Below are 20,277 nucleotides of genomic sequence, written 5' to 3' on the forward strand. Positions count from 1 at the left end.
TCGAATTTCATAACAGTAAGGCAAAAGCATGTCGTTGAATCGTGAAACAGCCGTTCAGGTAGCGTCGGTACTTAGCAAGGGGCTGCCCTATATCCAGCGCTTTACCGGTAAGACCGTGGTCATCAAATACGGTGGCAACGCCATGGAAAACGAGGACCTTAAAAGCAGTTTTGCCCGTGATGTGGTGTTGATGAAGCTGGTGGGTATCAACCCCATTGTGGTGCACGGCGGCGGGCCGCAGATTGGTGAATTGCTGGCGCGATTAAATATCGAGTCACGCTTTGTGAACGGTATGCGTGTTACCGACGCCCAGACGATGGACGTCGTTGAAATGGTGCTGGGCGGCCAGGTTAATAAGGAAATTGTGTCGCTGATCAACGCCGAGGGCGGCACGGCCATTGGCTTGACCGGAAAAGACGCCAATTTGATCCGCGCCCGCAAACTGGAAGTGGTTGATCGCAGTCCGGAGCTGGAGCGTCCGGAAATTATCGATATCGGCCGCGTGGGCGAGGTGGTCAGTGTGAACGTGGGCGTTATAGACATGCTCACCCGCGGCAACGTGATACCGGTTATTGCCCCCATCGGCGTTGGCCCGGATGGCAAGTCTTACAACATCAACGCTGACTTGGTGGCCGGCAAAGTGGCTGAAGCCATGAAGGCCGAAAAGCTCATTCTTCTGACCAACGTTTCCGGTTTGAAAAGCAAAGAGGGCAAGGTGCTGACCGGTTTGACCGCCAGCCAGGTCAACGACCTGATTGAAGACGGCACTATCCACGGCGGCATGTTGCCGAAAATACGTTGCGCCCTAAGCGCGGTTGAAAACGGCGTGCGCACGTCGCACATTATTGACGGCCGTGTGGCCAATGCCTGCTTGCTGGAAATCTTCACCGACGAGGGTGTGGGTACCTTGATCTCCAGGAACTGATCTCCAGGAACTGACCTGCAAAACGGATCCGATGTGCAAGGAGTGAAGGCATGAAACGCCTGTTGTTATGGCTGCTGATTTTAACCGTTCTGGCTTGGGCCGGTTACAAGGGCGGTGTCTGGTGGCTTGCGGATCAGCGTATGAATGACGCGCGGCTGGCCTTGAACCATTATGGCGCGCTGGAGCGCGGTGCAATTCATTCAGGCGTGCGCGGTCGGTTATTGCTAAAAGACGGCCAGTGGCAGGACTTCCGCCTGACCCAGCCGCTGGCCGTGCCCATTGCAGAGTTAACCACTCGTTCGCCGCTGTCATTAATCAATCTGTTGCACACCCCGGCCGCAGAGACGCCGAGTTAATCACCGATGAGCTCGGCAGTGTTGAATTGAACTGGTCCAATGCCTGGGTAGACTGGCGCGCGCCCCAGGAAGCGCTGGCTCGTGGTTCGTTGGACATCACCCTGCGCGACGGCGGTGTTATGCGACGTGTGGCTGCCTGGTGCGCTCGCGAGGCTGGCCTTTCAACCGAGCAATGGGCTGGTCGTTCGGTGGCCCAGTTACGTCAGGGGCTTCTGGCCCGGGGTTGGCTGGCCAGTTCGCAGTTGCTGGCACTGTACCGCCAATGGTTGCTCGAGGGCGGTGAATTGCAAGCCACGCTGAGGTTAGCCGAACCGGCTCTGGGATTGCCCATTTATACGGAAGAAACCAACGCATCCAGCCGCCTTGGTGCGGTCGTATCTTATAACGATGCGAGCGTGCCGGATGTGTTTCTGTTAAGTGATAGCCGCCCTTCGGCAACGCCACAACAACCGGTTTTTAAGGCGCAACAGCCGCAAACTGAATCCGCCGAGGGCTGGTTGGTGCAGCCTGTTGCGGCAGCGGAACAATGGCTTGGGCAAAAAGTCAGGATTACGCTGCGCAATAACAATCGTGTCGCAGGTCGCCTGGTGCGAGTAACCGACGATGAAATTGAGGTGGCTCGTTTGGTGGCCGGCGGCGAAGTGGCTTACCCCATGCAGCGTGCGGCCGTAGCCGGGTTTGAGGTATGGCGGCGTAACCGCCCGCTGAATTCAAACAACAATGATTGACGGAGAACCCGCAATGGCTCAGTTAACGGCAGTCTCGGACAGTGCTGCGAGCGGTGCAGTTATGCCGCCATCTATTTTGGAGATGTTGACGGCATTGATTGCAGCGCCATCAATTTCCAGCTCCTCGGCGAAGTGGGATTCCAGCAATCGCGGTGTGATTGACTTGTTGGCGCAGTGGCTGGGGCCCATGGGTTTTGCGGTAGAAATTCTGCCGGTGCCGAATATGCCCGGCAAGTTCAATCTGATTGCCACCCTGGGCAGCGGCCCTGGGGGTCTTGTGCTGGCAGGGCACACCGACACAGTCCCGTTTGACGAAAAACGCTGGCACAGCGATCCGTTCACGCTGACAGAGCGGGATAACCGCTGGTATGGCCTTGGTACCTGCGACATGAAAGGTTTTTTTGCCCTTGCCATTGATGCCGCCAGAGAGTTTGTGGGCCAGCCACTGCAGCAACCGCTGATCATTGTTGCGACCGCCGACGAAGAAAGCTCGATGGATGGCGCCCGCGCGCTGGCAGAGGCGGGCAAGCCCAAGGCGCGCTATGCGGTGATTGGCGAGCCCACTAGCTTGCGCCCGATTCGTATGCACAAAGGCATCATGATGGAGCGCCTGGTGTTTGAGGGGCAGGCTGGGCATTCTTCCAATCCTGAGCTGGGTCGCAACGCGCTGGAAGGCATGCACCAGGCGATGGGCGAACTGCTGACCCTGCGCTCCCAGTGGCAGCAGCAGTATCGCAATCCGAGCTTTGACGTGCAGGTGCCAACTCTAAACCTTGGTTGCATACACGGTGGTGACAACCCCAACCGCATATGCGGTCGGTGTGAGCTGCACTTTGACCTACGCCCGCTACCGGGTATGGATATGGGCGCTCTGCGCCAGGCCATTTTAGAAAAGATAGCACCAGTGGCCAGTGAGCGCGGCCTGAAGCTCAAGTTTGAGCCATTATTTGACGGCGTGCCGCCGTTTGAAACAGCAGCGGATGCCGCTCTGGTTGCAGCCTGCGAAAAACTCACTGGCCACACCGCAGGGTCGGTCGCCTTCGCCACAGAGGCGCCGTGGATGCAGCGTTTGGGTCTGGAAACTCTGGTGATGGGCCCAGGCTCTATTGACCAGGCTCACCAGCCCGACGAGTTTCTGGCGCAATCACAGGTTACACCGACCGTGAACATACTGCGTCAGCTTGTGAGGCAGTTTTGTTTGTAATATTCCTTTTGCCCGGAGATTTGAATTGAACGCTAACGGCTGGTTGCACGGCTTTCGCCATTCGTCGCCTTACATTAATGCACACCGCGGCCGTACCGTGGTACTGACCCTGCCGGGCGATGCCATCCGCCAGGAAAATTTCATCAATATCGTTCACGATATTGCCTTGCTGAGCAGCTTGGGCGTGCGATTAGTTGTAGCGTTCGGTGCCCGCTCCCAGATACAACAACGGCTGCAAGACGCGGGCCTTGAGTCCACCTTTGCCCGCGGCTTGCGGGTAACCACCGAACAGCACTTGCCGCTGGTGATGGAAGCCATAGGCGGATTACGGGCATACATAGAGAGCCAGTTGTCTATGGGCCTGGTCAGCTCGCCCATGCACAATGCACGCATACGGGTGTGCAGCGGCAACTATGTGACCGCTAAACCGGTTGGCGTATTAGACGGTGTCGATTTTGGTTATACCGGCAAGGTTCGGCGCGTTGATGTTTCCGGTATCGAAAAGCTGCTCGACCAGGGCCAGATCGTGTTGTTGCCGCCCATGGGTTTCTCCCCCACCGGTGACGTTTTTAATCTGTCCTACGAAGACGTTGGAAGCCAGGTAGCCGCCGCTTTGCGCGCTGAAAAGCTGATGATTTTTATCGACGACCCCGGCCTGCTGACGGAGGACGGAACGCTGGTGCGTGAATTATCTGCGGCTCAGGCAGCCGACCAGTTGAGTGCGGGCCAGGTGACAGGCCACGATGCCGAGCTATTAAAAGCGGCTTGCGATGCTTGTGTCAAGGGTGTGCGCCGCGCCCACATCATCAGCTATCTGGACGACGGTGCGCTGCTCAAGGAACTGTTTACCCGTGACGGTTCCGGTACGCTGGTCAGTGGCGACACTTACGAGCAGATCCGAGCTGCCAGGGTAGAAGACGTGGGGGGTATTACCAATCTGATTTATCCGCTGGAAGAGCAGGGGATTCTGGTGCGGCGCTCGCCAGAAATGCTAGAAACCGAAATTGGCCGTTTTGTGGTGGCCGAACGCGATGGCACCATTGTGGGGTGTGCCGCGCTTTACCCCTACGGCCAAGATGACGCCGGCGAGCTGTCGTGTTTTGCAGTTGACCCCAATTACCGCCGCGCCGGACGCGGCGATGAAATACTGGCGATGATTGAGCAGCAGGCTCGTGCTCAGGGTTTGCAGCGTCTGTTTGTGCTGACCACGCAAACCGAGCACTGGTTTCGCGAGCGGGATTTCAAAGCGATGCCGGTACAGTCGCTGCCGGGCCCGAGACTGGCGGTTTACAACACCCAGCGCAACTCCAAAGTTTTTTGTAAAGCTCTTTGAGTAACGAGTTCATGGAATCTACAGAACGACGCAGTAGCCCCAGAAAACCCATAAAACTTGCGGCCCAACTGGATTTGGGGCGCGGTGAAAATTGGCCGTGCCAAATCGCCGATTTTTGTGCGGAAGGCTTGTTTATCCGCTATTCCCAAGCGGTTTCCCAAAAGCTTGATGCGGCTTTGGGTGACGCGGACGGGCAAAGCCTGCTGGTGCGTTTTCGTGGCTCGGACAGTTCCTGGGTGTCGGGCCAGCGCCATCAGTTACAGGTACAGATGCGCCATCGCGTTGAACGTGCCATGGGCGTTTGTTTTGTGGAGGCCAACGCCGTGGCCGTCAGTGCCATGTTGCAGCAGTGCAGTGGCGCACGTTTGGAAGGCTATGCCCATTTGCGTGCACCCAGCGAGCGGGTGCAGTTTGTGCTGCACCAGTGCGCCAAAGCCGTGGTGCAGTTTATTGACCCTTTAATGCAGGAGTGCCTGAATCAAACCGTTGCTGCGCTTCAGGCTCACGCCCGCGAGGCGGGTAACAACCAGCTGTCTAACGAACTGATGGACGCCTCTGGTCAGTTGAATAGCCGCCAACGCTTAGTGTGGCAGAAAATGGCAAAAAGTCTGGAATCTCCGCTAAAGCCGGTATCCAAAGCGGGGCCAGCTGGCTCTCTGGCGGTGGTCGACAAGAGCGAATTTGAAGACTGGCTCAGCCTGCGGGTGATGATAACGAAGGCGGACACGCTTTACCGAGGTCCGTTGTTGCAGTTGAAGTTGCGTCTGGACAGCCTGAACGTTGCAAATGCGACTGGCCATACCAATCCGCTTGGTCCTTCACTGGTCTGCGAATCATTGCGGGATGGGCTGGCTCCCCTGCGAATGTCTCGCGAGGTCGAAAAAGTTGCCTTTGGTGTGTTCGAACACACCGTTCTGCAACAGCTGGAACCGCTTTATGCGGAGCTAAATAACATATTGATCCGCCAAGGCGTTTTGCCCGATCTGGACCTGACTAAATACCTGGCTGATGTCCAGCGTAGCGAATCAGCATTTGAAGCGAGCAAACCAGCCGAGCGATCAGCACAGCAGACTGTTGCCAGTTTGGAGTCTGGGGCACATTCGCAAACACAGCCAAAGCCGGCGGCAGAGTTTCGATCCGCGCCAGAGCCCGGTTCTGGCGAGAAATCCGTTCAATTTCAGGAGCACGCCCGGCTTGCCCGCCACGCGTTCAGCACGGTGCGCAGCCTGCTAGATACTCTGGCTAGCAGTCGCGCTGCGCAAAGCCAGGTGCGAAGCGATGAGTTCCCGGCGAACGCTCCGCCCCTAAGCAGCGTCCAGTTGCAGCAACAACTGCAGCAGCTGCAGACCGTGGCTTTGCCTGCCAACGATAGCGCCGCCAGTTTGCGGGAGCGCGTGATCAGCAAGGTGCGCGCAGACGGTCAGGGCAAGCTTGATACCGAAAAGCAGGGTGCCGTGGATGTGGTTGACCGTTTTTTCGAAAGCCTGCGCGAGAGCCCGAAACTGGACGACTCCACTCATCGCCACCTGCGCCAACTGGAAGTTCCAGTGTTGAAAGTGGTGATGCGTGATCCGGACTTTTTTGAAGACCAGCAAAGCCCGGTTCGCGGTGTGCTTAACCGTTTGGCCCAGCTTGGCAGCCGCGGCAGCAAGGTCAATCCGGTTATTCAACGCCGGGTGGAAGAATTAATTCAGTCTATTGTGACCGGCTTCGAGCACGACCTGGGCGTATTTGAGCGCGTAGCGGAAGAGCTGATAGAGCGTCAGAAGCGGGTGTGTCAGCGCAATGTTGAGCGGGTCAAGGCGGCTGCTGAAGGCGCACAAAAAGTTGCCGAGTCTAAACAGGCCGTAGAAGACACTCTGCAGGCCCGGTTGGCGGGTAAAACCGTGCCGAAAGCGCTTAATAGCCTTCTGGCCGGCGGTTGGCGTGATTTGTTGTCGCTAACCTGGATCCGCCATGGGCCAGATAGCAAGCTATGGCACGATTATCTGGGTGCAGTGGATTCTCTGGTGCTGTTTACTAAAGACCCGGATAGCGAGATTAACCTGCCGGAGTTGCTGCGCACCATTCAGGATGGCTTGTCCTCTATTTCAAGCAGTCACTTGCCGTCTGCTCAGATTCGTGACGAACTGCGCCAGTTTCTGGTACGCGATCCAAAATCGGCGCCAGAGTTGGTGGCTATACCGGAAGCGCCCGCAGCGCCGTCGCGTCTGCGCACCCTGCCAGAGCAGGCGCAACGTTGGCGCAAGCGCGTCCAAGAGCTGCACACCGGTGACTGGCTGCGTGACCAACACCCGTCTAACGAGCTGTTTTATATTCGCCTGGTGTGGATTGCCCGTGATTTCCAGCGTCTGGTGTTTGTGAACCATCAGGGCATGCGGGTGGTAGAGCTGGAACTGGATACGCTGGCGGATAAAATGCGCCAGGGCCATGTTGTGCCAGACCCACACTATCAGCGGCCTTTGGTGGACGAGGGCCTGGACCGTATGGTGTGTAAAGTGTATGACCAGCTGACCAGCGCCGCCAGCCACGATGAGCTGACCGGCTTATTGGAGCAGCGCGAGTTCGAGCGCCAGTTGGATCAGCAATTGACCTGCTGGCAAACGCCGCGAACCCTGTTGCGGCTGAGTCTGCGAAACTTCAGTAAGTTCAATGACAGTGCCGGCGAGCAAGCAGGCGACGCCTTGCTGCAGCAAATTGCGGCTATTTTGTCTGCGTGCTGTGCTGAAGACACTCCGATTGCGCGCCTGTCAGGCGCACAGTTTGCGCTGTTGCTGCCGGCAGAGGATGCCATGGCCCTGACCCGCGAGCTAAGCTGACAGGTGTCAGTACTGCGACCGATACTGCGAGAGGCACTGTTCGTTCTGGAGTTGGGCGCAGCTCTGGTGCCGCAGCTGGAAACGCTGTTGAATCCTCATTTCTGGTTGGAAGTCGCGGAGCAGACACTGCGCGAAAGTGGCAGCACGCGAGAGACCGTTGCGGAATATCGGCCTGCGCCCGCAGAGAAGGCCCAGCAACAAAAAGTCGCGGCAAAAGTGGCCAGTCTGGAAGGTCAGCAGCAGGAGCGTCTGTTGCTGCGATGCCAGAAGATTATCCCGCTGCATCCCGAAACCCGCAGGCTGACCCAATACGATGTCTTGACCGGCGTTTACGATGACGACGGCAATCTGGTTGGCGGTAAAGACTTTATTCGTTTGGCTGAGCGCCACGACCAGATTCAGGCTTTGGACCGCTGGGTGCTGGGCTCCATGCTCGACTGGCTGGAGCACAAGGCCGATGACTTACCGCAATTTGGTGGCGTTGTCATCAATCTGTCTGGACATTCACTGAATGATCCAGCGCTGCTGGAGTTTATTTACGAGAAGCTGAGCGAACGTGAAGCACCCATCGAGCGTTTGTGCTTCGAAATCACAGAAGCCTCGGCGGTTCGCGATATGGCAGCGCTGGCGGGATTCGTGCGTGAAATGAAAGAGCTTGGGTGCTGTTTTTGCTTGGGTAATATGGGCAATGGCCCGGACTCCTTTCAGACATTGCGGTCGCTGCCGGTAGACATGCTGAAAATCGACAGCGCGCTGACGGCGAATCTCGCCAACAGCCAGAGCGATCAGACCATGTTACGTTCGATGGTGGAAATGGCGCATTATCTGGAGCGCGAGGTGATTGTAACTCAAGTAGAGTCACGCGAGCTGCTGGCATTGCTAGTGCAGCTAGGTGTGGATTACGCTCAGGGTACAGCCATTGAAAGGCCCGGCATGCTCGACAGCCTGGTATAACCGCGGAAGCCAGAAGTTTATGTCGAAACGCCATCCTATTATTGCCGTTACCGGTTCATCCGGTGCCGGCACTAGCACCACCGGCCGGATTTTTCGCCGCATGTTCGACAGCGAGGGCCTGAGCGCCGCCATGGTGGGTGGCGACAGTTTCCACCGTTATACTCGTGAGCAGATGGCGCGGCTGGCGGCCAAAGGGCAGTTCGGTGCCCGCAATCACTTTGCCCTGGGTGCCAATCACATCGACCGCCTGGAGTCGCTGTTTTACGATTACAGCCTGACTGGTAACGGGCGCTACCGCCAGTACGTGCACGATGAAGACTTTGCGCTGGTGGCAGAGGGCAATAAACCCGGCAGCTTCACACCCTGGCAGGACCTGCCGCCCGAAACCAGCTTGCTGTTTTACGAAGGCTTACACGGTGGCGTGGTCAGCGATGCCTTTAACATCGCCCAATACGTTGACCTGTTGATTGGCGTGGTGCCGATTGTAAATCTGGAATGGATCCAGAAAATCCACCGCGACACCCATAAACGTGGCTACAGTCAGGAAGCGGTGGTTGAAACGATTCTTAACCGCATGAACGACTACGTTCATGACATAGTGCCGCAGTTTTCCCATACCCACATTAACTTCCAGCGGGTGCCCCTGGTGGATACATCCAACCCGTTTGTGGTGCGTGATGTACCCACTGAAGACGAAAGCATGCTGGTGATTCACTTCCGCGACGCCCGCGAGGTGGATTTCCCCTATCTGCTACAGGTGATTCCCAACAGCGTGTTGTCGCGCCACGACACCCTGGCAATTCCCGGTACCAAAATGAGCCTGGCCATGGAGCTGATTGTGCGGCCTATGGTGCAACGGCTGATGGCACAGAAAGCCTTCGCCTGACGCTGTTCAAAGTGAACACGTTAGCTGGCCTGATGCACTTCATGGCTGTGGGTAATTTCTACCCCGCCGCTGGCCAGCATGATCGACGCCGAGCAGTACTTTTCGGCAGATAGAGCCACCGCCCGTGCTACCTGGTTATCTTTAAGGTTGTTGCCGGTCACTACGAAGTGCAGGTGGATTTTTGTGAACACCGCCGGCACCGCGTCGGCTCGTTCCGCGCTTAGTTCGGTGTGGCAGGCAGTGACGTCCTGACGGCTTTTTTTTAGAATGCTCATGACATCAAACGACGAACATCCGCCCAGCCCCATCAGTACCATTTCCATTGGCCGCGGGCCGCGATTCTGGCCCCCGAGGTCTGGCGGTCCGTCTAGTTGAACGCTGTGGCCGCTGGCGCTGGTTGCTTTGAAACTGGCTTCGCCGGTCCAGTCGATGGTTGCTTTCATCACAAGCTCTCCGCAGGTTTTATTGAGTGTTAATCTAATGAAAATGAATGGGCAGGATGCTAGCACAGAGCGGGAGAAGTCACAGCACCGGCAATAATTGACTCATAGCCAGCATACGCGTGAACTTGACCGTGCCGGCGGTTGTTGCTATCACGGAGGCGCTGAAGTGAGTTAAGGATGAAAAATTTATTAAAATAGCGCTATGATCAGGCCAAGATACCTTAGTGCTAATTTTCACGGAGGTGCCGCCCACGCCATGGCCACAATTTTGAAGCCTATTGATGATCGTACCAAGCATCTGGATTATTTCCTGTCGCAATGTCATCGCCGCCGTTTCCCGGCAAAAAGCACCATCATTTACGCGGGTGACAAGAGCGACTCGCTGTTTTTCATTGTGAAGGGCTCAGTAACGGTGATTATTGAGGATGAAAACGGGCGTGAAATGATCATGGCCTACCTGAACGTCGGCGACTTCTTTGGCGAGATGGGGCTGTTTGACAACCTGGATTGCCGTAGTGCCTGGGTGAAAGCCAAAACCGAGTGCGAAGTGGCGGAAATCAGTTACACAAAATTTCGCGAGATTGCCCAGCAGGACCCAAAGGTTTTGTATTTCATTGGCGAGCAGGTGGCATCGCGCCTGCGTGAGACCACTCGCAAAGTGGGCGATCTGGCGTTTCTGGATGTTACCGGCCGGGTTGCTCGCACCCTGCTAGACCTGTGCAAGCAACCAGACGCCATGACCCATCCGGATGGTATGCAGATCAAGATTACCCGGCAAGAGATTGGCCGCATTGTGGGCTGCTCCCGTGAAATGGTTGGCCGGGTATTGAAAACCTTGGAAGAGCAGGTCTTGGTGCGGGCAAAAGGCAAGACCATGGTGGTTCACGGTACTCGCTGAGTCGTTTCCCGGCCTTGACTCTAACGTTGGCCAAACGGGCCGATCAGTCAGCCAGAGCCGCCGCTTTTATCTGCAGCCATATGGGTTTGCCCGGGGTGAGTTCCAGAGCGTGTACGGAACGGGTGGTTAAACGCGCCAGAAATGGCGTATTGCCGGCGAGCACCCGCACCAGCGACGTGCCCGGGCTTATTTCTTCTGCAATTTCATCGATCCGGCCGTAGATCAGATTCTGGATGCTCTGGTCATGATTGGCGCTGAGCGCCAGGCTGACATCCTTTGCCAGTACCTGAACCCGCACATCGCTGCCTACCGAAATGCGCGGCTCGCTGGGAAGCCACAGTTGGCCGCCGTCAAATTCCGCAAGGCTCAGATGCCACTGGGTATCTTGAGTGGTAATGCGGGCCCGCAGAATAATGGCAGCGCCTTCTTCCAAACCAAAGGGCTGATCTGTGCGCGCCAGGGTCTGTTGCAGAGACCCACTGGCCGTTACCTGCCCCTGGTTCAGCATAACAACGTGATCTGCCAGCCTGGCGACTTCAGCCACCGAGTGGGACACGTACAAAATTGGCATGGCGAGAGCGTCACGCAGGCGTTCCAGGTAGGGCAGTATTTCCCGCTTGCTGGCCTGATCCAGTGCCGACAATGGCTCGTCCATCAGCAGCAACTGGGGGCTGGTCAGCAGGGCGCGGGCGATAGCCACCCGCTGGCGCTCACCGCCCGACAGCTTTTGCGGCATACGCTCCAGCAGGTGCGCCAGCCCCAGCCATTCTACCGCTTGGTCAAACTGAATCCGGCGCTGGCTAACGGGCACCCGGCGGTAACCGTAGTTGAGGTTGCGCTCTACCGACAAATGCGGAAACAATGAGGTCTCCTGAAACACGTAAGCCAGCGGGCGCTGATGCACGGCGCGACTTTCATGGGCGTTGTGCCAGGTGTCACCGTTCACCACCAATTCACCGTTGGCAGGTTGCAGGCCGGCAATGCAACGTAACAGGGTGGTTTTGCCGCAGCCGGAGTGCCCGAACAGCGCGGTTAATCCGCTGCCCGGTAAATCCAGATTCACATTCAGGGTAAAGTCACCAATGTGGCAGTGAAAGCGCGCCAGAATAGTATTATTTGCGCTCATTTCATCATACCCGAGTGCACGCGGCCATTCAGTGAATACAGCGCCACCAACACCACAAACGAGAACACCACCATACCGCCGGCGAGCCAGTGGGCCTGGGTGTATTCAATGGCTTCAACGTGGTCGTAGATGGCCACTGACAACACTTTGGTTTCCCCCGGAATATTGCCGCCAATCATCAGTATCACGCCAAATTCGCCAATAGTATGGGCAAAGGTGAGCACGGCGGCGGTCAAAAATCCCGGGCGGGCCAGTGGCATCACCACGGTAAAGAATCGGTCCATGGGCGAAGCTCGTAACGTAGCGGCCACTTCCAGAAGCTGATTGTTGATGCCGATAAAGGCGTTTTGCAGGGGTTGCACGGTAAACGGCAGTGAGTAAATCACCGACGCCACCACCAATCCCTCAAAGGTGAATGGTAGCAGTCCAAGGCCCAGCTGTTCGGTAAGTTGCCCGACAACGCCTTTTGGCCCCATCAGCAGCAATAAATAGAATCCCAGAACGGTAGGCGGCAGTACTAGCGGTAGTGCCACCACAGCAGCAATAGGCTGGCGCAGCCAGTGTTGGCTGCGGGCCAGCCACCAGGCAATCGGCGTGCCCACCACCGCCAGTATCAAGGTGGTCATGGTCGCCAGTTTCAGGGTCAGCCACACGGGCTCCCAGTAAGTTGCCATCATCGTTGCGGGCCTGTGTTCGCGTCAGTCGGGAATGTCGTAACCGTAGTCTTTTATAATTTTTAGCGCTTGCGGGCTGCGTAAAAATTCCAGCCACTGGCGCGCAACAGGCTTGTCTTTGCCGTGATTCAGTAGCACCGCTTGCTGGTCGATGGGCGCGTACATCTGCTGTGGTACCACCCACAGTGTGCCATTGCTGTTTTGCCAGGCGTTCACCTGAGACAGCGCCACAAAGCCCGCCTGAGCATTGCTGGTGGCCACAAACTGAAAGGTCTGTGCGATTGAGTCACCGCGCACCAGGCGCGGTTGCAGGCTATCCCACAGGCTCATATGACTTAATACCTGCTGCGCGGCCAGACCATAAGGCGCGGTTTTCGGATTGGCAATGGCCAGGCGTTTGAAGTCAGCGGTTGCGAGCCAGCTTTCCGGGTCCGTAAACACATCGGGTTCCGGGCTCCATAACGCCAGTCTGCCACGGGCGTAGGTGAAACGGCTACCGGCAACGGCGCCACCGCTGTTTTCAAGCATTTGCGGGCGCTCACTGTCTGCTGCTTGAAACACATCGAAGGGCGCGCCGTTCTCGATCTGGGCATAAAGCTTACCGGTGGAGCCGTAACTGGCGGCAACTGAATGGCCGGTGGTTTGCTCAAACAACGCAATCAGGTCACGAGTGGTGTCGGTAAAGTTAGCAGCGACCGCAATGCGTAACGGCTCGGCGCCGGCAAGGTTGGCAGCAAAGAACAGTAGCGCAGCAGTAAGTGAGCGTGAAATCAGGCGGCTGAAGGTAAACATGCAATGAGTCTCTATATTCTGGTGGATAAAACAAGCTGCGCATCGAGTTTGGCTCAAGCGGGTTTCGGCGTCGCCGCTGTTTGAGTATGACAGTTAGGGTATGAAAGTTTGCCTATGACGGTTTGGCAAGAAATCAGCACAAGTGCGGTTGGCACGTTAATATGAGGCCATCAAATTCGCCTAAAGATAGGGTAATGGAATGAAATTTAAAAGACTTTTAACAGTCGCAGGGGCGGTCAGCTCTGCGCTTTTTTTAAGCGCCTGCGCCAGCATTATTTTCTAAAGTTGCTTATGAATGTAAACCAGGCGCGCTTTGGTGATCACGGCGAGCTGTTGTTGAGTGCCCCTTCGGGCGAAACTATCCGCGCTTTCCAGTCATCACCCAAGCCATAGCTCTCATAAATGCGCTTGAGGTCGCCGGTGGCACGCAGGTGGCGTACGCCATCGCTGAGTATCCGGGCTAACTCTTCGGCGTGTGGGCTGGAAGGGGAAAACGCTGCGTAAATTGGCGCGCTGTAAACTTTGCCGGCGCTTCTTAGTTCTGGTGGGTTTCGCTCACTCTGAAGTGCCCAGGCCATGACCTGGCTGTCCTCCAGCAGCAATTGCGCGCGCTGCTCATGAATCAGCGCCAGCGCTTGTGGCAGGGGTTTCGTCCCTGAGAGCTCCAGTATGCGATCCTGATTCTCCCGATGTTCGTGTATGTAGGCGTTAATGTCCGGAGCATAGAAATAATTAACGATTGTCAGCAGTGTTAAACTCTCCAGCGAAGGTAGCCCTTGATACGTCCATTCGCTGTTTTGATGGGTGAAAAACAGAGTTTCCGAGAGCCCCAGAGATTCCTTTGGATAGACGAAATCTTTGGCATCGCCCTTAAACGCCCCAATCACGCCGTCAATGTGATTGGTTTGGGCCTGTTGCAAAGCTCGGGCCCAGCTCATATTTACATAGCTGACGTCAATGCCCTGAAGCGCAAAGGCTTGGCGGGCAATATCAACCATATAGCCTTCGCGGCTCGAGCCGGCGTCGCAGTTGTGGGGGCACCATGGGTCAGCGGCTAATACAATGATCTTGGGCAGCGCGAGCTGTTCACTGGGGTGCGAATAAGCCAACGCAGCCGTTGGCAAAAAAGTGCTGCTAAACAAACTGATAAGCAAAAAGAAAACCGGATGCCGGATGCTCATAGGGTGTGACCGCTGTGACTGTTATCGCAGTTTAGCGGGTGATTGCAGTGTTGTCGTGCTGGAGAGTGCTTGACGAAACCGCGATAGCCGGCCAATCTTCCCAGGCTTTCGGTCTGATATATTCACTGGTCAGAGGTATTCATAATGATAAAAATCTTCGAAACAAAAACCGCACCCAACCCACGGCGTGTGCGTATGTTCATGGCGGAAAAGGGCCTGATGGACGTGGCTGAATTTGTAGAAATTGATCTGCAAAAAGGCGAAAATCTGACGCCCGAATTTGCCGCCCGCAATCCGTTCAAAAAAGTGCCGGTAATGGAATTGGGCGATGGCACTGCGGTGGCCGAGACCATGGCTATTTGCCGTTATTTTGAGGAAAGCTACCCTGATTCGCCCACATTATTGGGCGACACGGCGTTGGAGAAAACACTGATTGAGCAGTGGCTGCGCTGGATAGATTTTTACTTTTTTATGCCCACAGGCATGTGTTTCCAGCACACCAGCGGGTATTTCAGTGATCGCATGAATCCGATTAAAGAATGGGGCGAGGACTGTGGCAAGGCGGTGGTGTCGTTCATGGCTTTTCTGGATGAGCACTTGGCGGGCAAAGACTACATTTGCTGCGATCGTTTTACGGCTGCGGATATCAACGCGTTTGCCACCGTTGCCTTTGCGCGGGTGGTGAATATCCGTATCGCGGCAGAACACAAGAATTTGCAGGCCTGGTTTGATCGCATAAAAGCACGGCCTTCCGCTAGCGTTTAAAAAGTTTCGGGGGTGGTTGCTGCCATCGCAAGGTGAATGTCCAGCTCGACACTTTCAACGCGGTTGCGGCCGTTCTGCTTGGCAAGATACAACCCGCTGTCATGGCAGGGCCACCAACCGCAACGCGCAGTTTTTCAGCGACCGCCAGTGCGTTGTCCAGTTCGGTGTCTGGCAGAAGAACCAATAATTCCTCTCCGCCCCAGCGGCAAACAATATCGCCAGCGAGCACATGATTTTTCAGTCGTTGAGCGGTTTCAATCAGCACTTCGTCGCCCACATAATGGCCATAGTTGTCGTTAACTCGCTTGAACATGTCCAGATCGCCCAGAATCAGGCTGAACGGGTGTCCGTGGCGGGCATGGCGAGCAACCATCTGTTTGAGTGATATATGAATAGCGTGGCGGTTGAGCAGTCCGGTTAGCTGATCGGTCGACGCCAGGCTTTTGAGCTGCTGCCGGATTAGAAACTCGGATCGCCGCAGCTGGCTGAGAGAACCGCTGACGACTATGCCCACAAAAATCATCACCAGCGGGTCAAACAGAAACGGTAGGAGCTGTTTGAATTCCAGGCCCATAATGGCCAGGGCCGCAAAGAACAGCGTCAAAGGGATGACAAAAAACATCCACCACTGCTCCAGACCGCGTACTGAAAGAATGGACACACCAAAAAAACCGATCATCAAGACATTGGACATCTGGTACAGAGTGTCAGGGCTGTAAAGTGCGTGCACCACAAATAGCGACAGTGACAGGCCCATCACCGACAGCGCTATTACGCGCAGCAGCAAGCCTGGGTTTACCTTGGGCTTTTTCGTGTAGTGAACAAACAACGTAAACAGAGCCACCAGCAGTACCGGTGCCCGCAGCAAGGTTTCGATGATGTGAATATTTCCGTAGATGCCGCGCTGACTGGGGTTAACCTGATAAATCACGAGAATGACTGTGATCAACCACCCGGCAATCAGTGCGAGCTGTTTCTCAACCTGGCGCAGAAAACCCTCATATGCGGATTGCCACTGCGGGGGTATGGGCGTGCGGCGAAAATCCACGACAGTTCATCCTTGTGAACAGCGTTCACGGGTAGGCGTATACTTATAATAGTTCAGCAAATACCTGCCCGTTACAACCTCAAATATCCATTTTTTGGTCGAACTGCGTCCGTTGAATACACCGCGTTAGCGAGCATTGCGAAAAGGTCTATGCAAACAGTTCCTGCAGCTTGGCTCCCGGGTCAGGTGCGCGCATGAAGGACTCGCCAATTAGAAAACCATAAATGCCGCGGCCGGTCATGGTTTCGACGTCGGCGCGGGTCATAATTCCGCTTTCGGTGATGGCGAGTCGCTCTGGGCCAATGCGCTGGTGCAGGTTGAAGGTGGTTTCCAGCGATACCTCAAAGCTGTGTAGGTCGCGATTGTTGATGCCCACCAGCGGGGTGCTGAGGGTAAGGGCGTCGTCCATTTCTTCGCTGTTGTGAACTTCTACCAGCACGTCCAGGCCTACCTCGTGGGCGATGCCTTCGAGCTCCTGCATCTGGCCTTTGGTCAGGCAGGCGGCAATCAGCAATATGCAATCGGCGCCGATGCTGCGGGATTCGTAAACCTGGTAGGGCGATACCATGAAGTCTTTGCGGATAACGGGAAGGCTGCAGGCGTTACGAGCGGCCACCATGTAATCTTCGTGGCCCTGGAAGAAGTCGTGGTCGGTGAGCACAGACAAGCAGGTGGCGCCGCCTTTTTCGTAGCTTTCGGCAATCTGCGCCGGCTCGAATGGGTCACGCAGTATGCCCTTGCTGGGCGAGGCTTTTTTGATTTCGGCGATCACCGCAGGTTTTGAGGCTTCTATGCGCTGGCGCAGGGCGTTGGCAAAACCGCGGGTGCCGGGCTGGTCGCCGGCTCGTGCTTTGAGGTCAGCAAGACTGGCGGTGCGCTGGCGCTGTTCGATTTCCTGCCATTTTCTGTCGACGATTTTGCGCAAGATGGTGGGCGTTTTGTCGTTCTGTTCTTTCATTTTTTTGGTTCCGTATTTGCGCTGATCTGCTGTTCATTTTGCTTAAAAGCACTGGGAAAACGTTGCCAGTTCGGTCAGTTTACCGTTGGCCCTACCGGAGCCGATGGCGTCCAGGGCCAGTTGTACGCCTTCTTTGGCTGTGGGTGCCATCCCAGCAATATAAATAGCGGCGCCGGCGTTCAGGGCGATCATGTCGCGGGCTTTTTCAGCGCTTTCGGTGTGGTCCCGGCCAAAGGCGGCCTTGATCAGGGCCAGAGATTCTTCGGCGGTGTTAACGGTTAAACCAGACAGGGTTTGGCTTTTTATGCCCAGGTCTTCCGGAGTTATTTCATATTCGATAATTTCGCCGTTTTTCAGCTCGGCCACGTGTGTGGTGCTGGCCAGGCTAATTTCGTCCAGGCCGTCTTTCGAGGCCACCACCATGATGTGTTCAGAGCCAAGTTTTTGCAGTACTTCGGCCACAGGGCGGCACAGAGTTTTGCTGAAAACACCCACCAACTGGCGTTTTACACCGGCGGGGTTGGTCATCGGGCCGAGGATGTTAAACAGGGTACGGCAGCCCAGTTCCTTGCGCGGGCCGACGGCGTGTTTCATAGCGCCGTGGTGGGCCGGGGCGAACATAAAGCCAACGCCGACCTGCTCCACGCAGCGGGCGACCTGTTCTGGCGTCAGGCTCAAATTAATACCGGCCTGTTCGATCAGATCGGCGCTGCCACTTTTTGAGGACACCGCGCGGTTGCCGTGTTTGGCGACGAAGCCGCCGGCCGCAGCCACAACAAAGGCGGCCGCAGAAGAGACGTTGAAAAGGTTGGCGCCGTCGCCGCCGGTGCCAACGATGTCGACCAACGGTTCGGCGCTGACGTTTACACTGGACACCAGTTCGCGCATGACTTCTACCGCGCCGGTAATTTCATCCACGGTTTCGCTCTTCATGCGCAGGCCCATCAGCAGGGCACCAATCTGGGCGTTGGTGGCTTCGCCGTTCATGACGATACGCATCACCTGTTTCATTTCGTCACGGGACATGTCGAGATTTTCAGCGACCCGGTTCAGTGCGTCTTTCATGTCCATTACATCAGCCTTTTTGTTCGGTTCGCAGAAAGTTGCGCAGCAGTTCGTGGCCCTGTTCGCTCATGATGGACTCAGGGTGAAACTGCACGCCTTCGATGGCCAGGGTTTTGTGGCGCACACCCATAATTTCTTCCACGCTGCCGTCGCTGTTGCGGGTCCAAGCGGTCACTTCCAGGCATTCCGGCAGGGTGGCCTGTTCAATCACCAGGCTGTGGTAGCGGGTGGCTTGCAGTGGGTTGTTCAGGCCGCGGAATACGCCTTTGCTGTGATGGTAAACCGGGGACACTTTGCCGTGCATCACTCGGCCGGCCCGAATCACCTGGCCGCCGAACACCTGGCCGATGGCCTGGTGGCCCAGGCAGACGCCCAGTATCGGAATTTTGCCGGCGAAATGGCGGATAACGTCCATAGATATACCGGCTTCGCTGGGGGTACAGGGGCCGGGGGAAATCACCAGCCGTTCTGGGTTCAGGGCTTCAATCTGCTCCACGGTGATTTCGTCGTTGCGATGTACCTGCACGTCGGCACCCAGCTCGGCCAGGTACTGCACCACGTTGTAGGTGAAAGAATCATAGTTGTCGATCATCAAAAGCATAATCTGTCCCTCGCCTTAGTGGTCAAAGTCGTTGTAGGTCATGGCGACGGCGCGGAAAATGGCGCGGCCTTTGTTCATGGTTTCTTTCCATTCCAGACGCGGTACAGAATCCGCGACTATGCCGGCGCCGGCCTGTATGTGCAGGGTGTTGTCTTTGATCACCGCGGTGCGGATGGCGATGGCGGTGTCCATGTTGCCGTTGAACGACAAATAGCCCACGGCGCCGCCATACACGCCGCGTTTGACCGGCTCCAGCTCGTCGATAATTTCCATAGCGCGGGTTTTTGGCGCGCCGCTCAAGGTGCCGGCGGGTAGGGTCGCTTTTAATACATCCAGGCAGCTGATGCCGTCTTTTACCTGGCCGGTGACGTTCGAGACGATGTGCATCACGTGGGAGTAGCGCTCAACTGCCATTTTTTCAGTCAGCCGCACGGTGCCGGTTTCCGATACGCGGCCCGCGTCGTTGCGGCCAAGGTCAATCAGCATCAGGTGTTCGGCAATTTCTTTTGGGTCAGCCAGCAGTTCGGCTTCCAGGGCGCAGTCTTCAGCTTCGGTGGCGCCGCGTTTGCGGGTGCCGGCGATGGGCCGCACGGTCACTTCGCGGTCTTCCATGCGCGCCAGAATTTCCGGTGATGAACCCACAATGTGGAAATCGTCCAGATCCAGAAAGTACATGTATGGAGAGGGGTTCAATACCCTGAGTGAGCGATACAGGTTCAGTGGCGGTGCTTCAAATGGAACCGACATGCGCTGGGAGATGACGGTTTGCATTACGTCGCCATCCAGAACGTAGTCCTTGATTATGCCCACGGCTGCTTCGAATTTTTCCTGACTGAAGCCGGACATAAATTCGCTTTCATCCACGGTTTTGCCGCGCAGGTGATCCGGGGTTTTCGGCGCTTGCGCGGTGTTTTGGCGTAACTGCTGTTCCAGTTGATCCAGGCGCTTCTGGGCCTGTTCAAAGGCGCCGTCGTCTGCCGGGTTTACGTGCACAATCAGATGCAGTTTGCCGCGCAGGTTATCGAACACCACCAGTTCGTTAGACACCATTAGCAGAATATCGGGGGTGCCAATGCGGTCTGGCGGGCAGCTGTTAGCCAAACGCTTTTCAATGTAGCGAACGGTGTCGTAGCCAAAATAGCCCACCAAGCCACCGTTGAAGCGCGGCAGTTCAGCCAGATCCGGGGCGTGGAAACGTTCCTGATAGCTGGCGATAAAAGCCAGTGGATCTTCTACCTGGCTGCTTTCTACCAGTTCGCCATGGCGGCGGATTTCAATACGGTGATCGAAAACTTTCAATACTTCCTGACTGGGCAAGCCGATGATGGAGTAACGGCCCCATTTTTCTCCTCCTTGAACGGATTCAAACAGGTAGGAATAGGGCCCACTAGCCAGTTTTAGGTAGGTGCTTAACGGGGTATCCATATCCGCCAGTACTTCACGGTACACGGGGATGCGGTTGTAGCCGGCTTGTGCCAGCTCGCTGAAGTGTTCGGGGGTCATGATCGGGCTTCCTATAGT

Annotated in this window: 20 protein-coding genes; 10 read left to right on the plus strand and 10 right to left on the minus strand. The window is 56.2% G+C overall.

The genetic code is table 11. The features are described 5' to 3' along the window. Nucleotides 1-28: 28 nt before the first annotated feature. Genes argB through ATI45_RS17200 form a run of 8 tightly spaced genes read left to right on the plus strand, consistent with a single transcriptional unit; the run spans nt 29 to nt 9,205 of the window. Nucleotides 29-925: an acetylglutamate kinase gene (gene argB, locus ATI45_RS17175; protein ID WP_098420852.1), complete on the plus strand. Its 897-nt coding sequence runs from the start codon at nt 29-31 to the stop codon at nt 923-925. 50 nt (nt 926-975) lie between these two features. Continuing rightward, nucleotides 976-1,281 carry a hypothetical protein gene (locus ATI45_RS22845; RefSeq protein ID WP_228736002.1) on the plus strand — a complete coding sequence of 102 codons (306 nt, stop codon included), beginning with the start codon at nt 976-978 and terminating at the stop codon, nt 1,279-1,281. A 26-nt stretch (nt 1,282-1,307) separates the two neighbouring features. After that, the gene (locus tag ATI45_RS17180; protein WP_228736003.1) at nt 1,308-2,009 is read left to right on the plus strand and encodes a hypothetical protein; all 702 of its coding nucleotides are present in this window, start codon (nt 1,308-1,310) and stop codon (nt 2,007-2,009) included. A 13-nt stretch (nt 2,010-2,022) separates the two neighbouring features. Further along, nucleotides 2,023-3,213 carry an acetylornithine deacetylase gene (gene argE, locus ATI45_RS17185; protein ID WP_098420853.1) on the plus strand — a complete coding sequence of 397 codons (1,191 nt, stop codon included), beginning with the start codon at nt 2,023-2,025 and terminating at the stop codon, nt 3,211-3,213. Between the two features lie 25 nt (nt 3,214-3,238). Beyond that, nucleotides 3,239-4,546 (plus strand): amino-acid N-acetyltransferase, encoded by a 1,308-nt coding sequence (gene argA / locus ATI45_RS17190; protein WP_098420854.1) that lies wholly within the window; start codon nt 3,239-3,241, stop codon nt 4,544-4,546. 11 nt (nt 4,547-4,557) lie between these two features. Further along, nucleotides 4,558-7,365 (plus strand): DUF1631 family protein, encoded by a 2,808-nt coding sequence (locus ATI45_RS17195; protein WP_323807656.1) that lies wholly within the window; start codon nt 4,558-4,560, stop codon nt 7,363-7,365. A gap of 3 nt (nt 7,366-7,368) precedes the next feature. Further along, nucleotides 7,369-8,319 (plus strand): EAL domain-containing protein, encoded by a 951-nt coding sequence (locus tag ATI45_RS23190; RefSeq protein ID WP_323807657.1) that lies wholly within the window; start codon nt 7,369-7,371, stop codon nt 8,317-8,319. 19 nt (nt 8,320-8,338) lie between these two features. Next, nucleotides 8,339-9,205 (plus strand): phosphoribulokinase, encoded by an 867-nt coding sequence (locus ATI45_RS17200; RefSeq protein ID WP_098420855.1) that lies wholly within the window; start codon nt 8,339-8,341, stop codon nt 9,203-9,205. Nucleotides 9,206-9,225: 20 nt separating this feature from the next. Here ATI45_RS17200 and ATI45_RS17205 read toward each other — a convergent pair whose 3' ends face one another. Beyond that, entirely contained in the window at nt 9,226-9,648 is a 423-nt protein-coding gene (locus ATI45_RS17205; RefSeq protein ID WP_098420856.1) for an OsmC family protein, read from the minus strand. Between the two features lie 256 nt (nt 9,649-9,904). Here ATI45_RS17205 and crp point away from each other — a divergent pair, with 256 nt between their 5' ends. Then, nucleotides 9,905-10,546: a cAMP-activated global transcriptional regulator CRP gene (crp, locus tag ATI45_RS17210; RefSeq protein WP_098420857.1), complete on the plus strand. Its 642-nt coding sequence runs from the start codon at nt 9,905-9,907 to the stop codon at nt 10,544-10,546. A 43-nt stretch (nt 10,547-10,589) separates the two neighbouring features. On the opposite strand, the gene modC is transcribed toward crp, so the two are convergent. The 4 genes from modC to ATI45_RS17230 all read right to left on the minus strand — a co-directional run bounded on the left by modC (nt 10,590) and on the right by ATI45_RS17230 (nt 14,319). After that, nucleotides 10,590-11,672 (minus strand): molybdenum ABC transporter ATP-binding protein, encoded by a 1,083-nt coding sequence (modC, locus tag ATI45_RS17215; protein ID WP_098420858.1) that lies wholly within the window; start codon nt 11,670-11,672, stop codon nt 10,590-10,592. Beyond that, entirely contained in the window at nt 11,669-12,349 is a 681-nt protein-coding gene (gene modB, locus ATI45_RS17220; RefSeq protein ID WP_007348387.1) for a molybdate ABC transporter permease subunit, read from the minus strand. Before modB ends, modC begins: the two co-directional genes overlap by 4 nt. 21 nt (nt 12,350-12,370) lie before the next feature. Beyond that, complete coding sequence (gene modA / locus ATI45_RS17225; RefSeq protein ID WP_098420859.1) at nt 12,371-13,138, minus strand: molybdate ABC transporter substrate-binding protein; 768 nt, start codon at nt 13,136-13,138, stop codon at nt 12,371-12,373. A 320-nt stretch (nt 13,139-13,458) separates the two neighbouring features. Beyond that, nucleotides 13,459-14,319 carry a substrate-binding periplasmic protein gene (locus ATI45_RS17230; protein ID WP_098420860.1) on the minus strand — a complete coding sequence of 287 codons (861 nt, stop codon included), beginning with the start codon at nt 14,317-14,319 and terminating at the stop codon, nt 13,459-13,461. Between the two features lie 144 nt (nt 14,320-14,463). Between ATI45_RS17230 and ATI45_RS17235 the strand changes: the two genes are divergently transcribed. Further along, the gene (locus tag ATI45_RS17235) at nt 14,464-15,084 is read left to right on the plus strand and encodes a glutathione S-transferase family protein (protein ID WP_098420861.1); all 621 of its coding nucleotides are present in this window, start codon (nt 14,464-14,466) and stop codon (nt 15,082-15,084) included. On the opposite strand, the gene ATI45_RS17240 is transcribed toward ATI45_RS17235, so the two are convergent. From ATI45_RS17240 to trpE, 5 genes are all read right to left on the minus strand, one after another. After that, nucleotides 15,074-16,132, minus strand: coding sequence for a GGDEF domain-containing protein (locus ATI45_RS17240; RefSeq protein ID WP_228736004.1), 1,059 nt, complete (start codon nt 16,130-16,132; stop codon nt 15,074-15,076). The two genes, ATI45_RS17235 and ATI45_RS17240, sit on opposite strands and share 11 nt — an antisense overlap. A gap of 148 nt (nt 16,133-16,280) precedes the next feature. Next, on the minus strand, nt 16,281-17,090 hold the full coding sequence (trpC, locus tag ATI45_RS17245; RefSeq protein ID WP_098420862.1) for an indole-3-glycerol phosphate synthase TrpC: 810 nt from the start codon (nt 17,088-17,090) through the stop codon (nt 16,281-16,283). A gap of 42 nt (nt 17,091-17,132) precedes the next feature. Continuing rightward, entirely contained in the window at nt 17,133-18,161 is a 1,029-nt protein-coding gene (gene trpD, locus ATI45_RS17250; protein ID WP_098420863.1) for an anthranilate phosphoribosyltransferase, read from the minus strand. A gap of 4 nt (nt 18,162-18,165) precedes the next feature. After that, nucleotides 18,166-18,756 carry an anthranilate synthase component II gene (locus ATI45_RS17255; protein WP_098420864.1) on the minus strand — a complete coding sequence of 197 codons (591 nt, stop codon included), beginning with the start codon at nt 18,754-18,756 and terminating at the stop codon, nt 18,166-18,168. A 15-nt stretch (nt 18,757-18,771) separates the two neighbouring features. Further along, nucleotides 18,772-20,259, minus strand: a complete 1,488-nt coding sequence (gene trpE / locus ATI45_RS17260; protein WP_098420865.1) for an anthranilate synthase component I — start codon at nt 20,257-20,259, stop codon at nt 18,772-18,774. Nucleotides 20,260-20,277: the final 18 nt, after the last annotated feature.

The sequence above is a fragment of the Marinobacter sp. LV10MA510-1 genome (genome assembly GCF_002563885.1).
In the GTDB taxonomy this organism is placed as follows: Bacteria; Pseudomonadota; Gammaproteobacteria; order Pseudomonadales; family Oleiphilaceae; genus Marinobacter.

What these genes read in the sequence shown, in the direction of transcription:
- ATI45_RS17200 (WP_098420855.1), top strand. Translation starts at nt 8,339, where the DNA reads ATGTCGAAACGCCATCCTATTATTGCCGTTACCGGTTCATCCGGTGCC.
- modA (WP_098420859.1), bottom strand. Translation starts at nt 13,138, where the DNA reads ATGTTTACCTTCAGCCGCCTGATTTCACGCTCACTTACTGCTGCGCTA.
- modB (WP_007348387.1), bottom strand. Translation starts at nt 12,349, where the DNA reads ATGATGGCAACTTACTGGGAGCCCGTGTGGCTGACCCTGAAACTGGCG.
- ATI45_RS17230 (WP_098420860.1), bottom strand. Translation starts at nt 14,319, where the DNA reads ATGAGCATCCGGCATCCGGTTTTCTTTTTGCTTATCAGTTTGTTTAGC.
- modC (WP_098420858.1), bottom strand. Translation starts at nt 11,672, where the DNA reads ATGAGCGCAAATAATACTATTCTGGCGCGCTTTCACTGCCACATTGGT.
- ATI45_RS22845 (WP_228736002.1), top strand. Translation starts at nt 976, where the DNA reads ATGAAACGCCTGTTGTTATGGCTGCTGATTTTAACCGTTCTGGCTTGG.
- ATI45_RS17235 (WP_098420861.1), top strand. Translation starts at nt 14,464, where the DNA reads ATGATAAAAATCTTCGAAACAAAAACCGCACCCAACCCACGGCGTGTG.
- trpD (WP_098420863.1), bottom strand. Translation starts at nt 18,161, where the DNA reads ATGGACATGAAAGACGCACTGAACCGGGTCGCTGAAAATCTCGACATG.
- ATI45_RS17195 (WP_323807656.1), top strand. Translation starts at nt 4,558, where the DNA reads ATGGAATCTACAGAACGACGCAGTAGCCCCAGAAAACCCATAAAACTT.
- ATI45_RS17255 (WP_098420864.1), bottom strand. Translation starts at nt 18,756, where the DNA reads ATGCTTTTGATGATCGACAACTATGATTCTTTCACCTACAACGTGGTG.
- ATI45_RS17205 (WP_098420856.1), bottom strand. Translation starts at nt 9,648, where the DNA reads ATGAAAGCAACCATCGACTGGACCGGCGAAGCCAGTTTCAAAGCAACC.
- argE (WP_098420853.1), top strand. Translation starts at nt 2,023, where the DNA reads ATGGCTCAGTTAACGGCAGTCTCGGACAGTGCTGCGAGCGGTGCAGTT.
- trpC (WP_098420862.1), bottom strand. Translation starts at nt 17,090, where the DNA reads ATGAAAGAACAGAACGACAAAACGCCCACCATCTTGCGCAAAATCGTC.
- crp (WP_098420857.1), top strand. Translation starts at nt 9,905, where the DNA reads ATGGCCACAATTTTGAAGCCTATTGATGATCGTACCAAGCATCTGGAT.
- argB (WP_098420852.1), top strand. Translation starts at nt 29, where the DNA reads ATGTCGTTGAATCGTGAAACAGCCGTTCAGGTAGCGTCGGTACTTAGC.
- trpE (WP_098420865.1), bottom strand. Translation starts at nt 20,259, where the DNA reads ATGACCCCCGAACACTTCAGCGAGCTGGCACAAGCCGGCTACAACCGC.